Origin of the sequence: Acinetobacter sp. AKBS16, from assembly GCF_002899995.1 — a bacterium.
Taxonomy (GTDB): Bacteria; Pseudomonadota; Gammaproteobacteria; order Pseudomonadales; family Moraxellaceae; genus Acinetobacter; species Acinetobacter baumannii.
The window spans coordinates 1-927 of the sequence record NZ_POYH01000042.1 but is presented as its reverse complement, the minus strand read 5'-3'; the positions used below and the strand labels follow the sequence as shown (position 1 = coordinate 927).

1 pseudogene is annotated in these 927 nt (G+C 39.2%); it reads left to right on the top strand.

What is annotated here, in order from left to right:
- Nucleotides 1–119: 119 nt before the first annotated feature.
- A pseudogene (locus C1642_RS06480) lies at nucleotides 120–927 on the top strand (hypothetical protein); the annotation flags it as partial.

The window sequence follows — 927 nt, the reverse complement described above, 5'->3', positions numbered from 1 at the left end:
CTTTTTGAGATCTACACAATACTAATTTTTAATTATTGCGATACATATCTCAATAATTGCGTAACGCAATATATAAATACTTACTTAAAAATACATAAATACACAGGAAATAGACCACCATGTTCTTACTGAAAAATCTCGTCTCTTCAATATCAAAAGTTACTCAGGACCTGGGTAATATTGTATCGATAACCCCTGTAGTAAACACAGGTTCCTCTGTTAATGTAAATGTTTCTGATATCAACATTGCTAATGTTTCAACAACAAGCTTACTTTCTAATGTGATTTCAACTGTAACCGATACAGTTTCACATACAACCACAGACTTAGTTTCTAATGTAGTTGGTACCGTAACAGGTACTGTAGGGTCTACAAGCCCAATTGATACTGTAACCAATATTATTGGCGGCGTAACGGGTGGCGTTACAGGTAACCCTCTTGAAGTTGTTACTGACATTATCGGCGGAGTAACGGGTGGTGTTGTCGGTGGAACTTCTCCAATCTCTCCAGTAATCGATGTTGTTCAAGGCGGCATTGATATTCTTCAAGGCGTTGAAAGCTTAAAAACTGAAATTATTAATACAGGCATTGAAACTGTAGCTGATGCAGTTATTGGTGTATTACCTCAAGCTGAGCATCCAGTTTCTGAAATTGCAGACCTTGGCACATTAACTTTTGAAACTTCTCGTGACACAGTCAATGGTGCTCTTGAAGTTGTTTCTGATTTAGTCGGTGGTGATATTCAAGGCGCTACTGAATCAGCGACCGGTATTCTCGATACGCTTATTACAAATGGCACAACTGCTACAGGTATTGTCACTGGTGTGGTTGGAAGTGTTACTGATGTTATTGGTGGCGTAACTGGTGGTGTTGATGGCAACCCACTTGAAGTGATTACAGATATTATCGGTGGTGTAACTGGCGGTG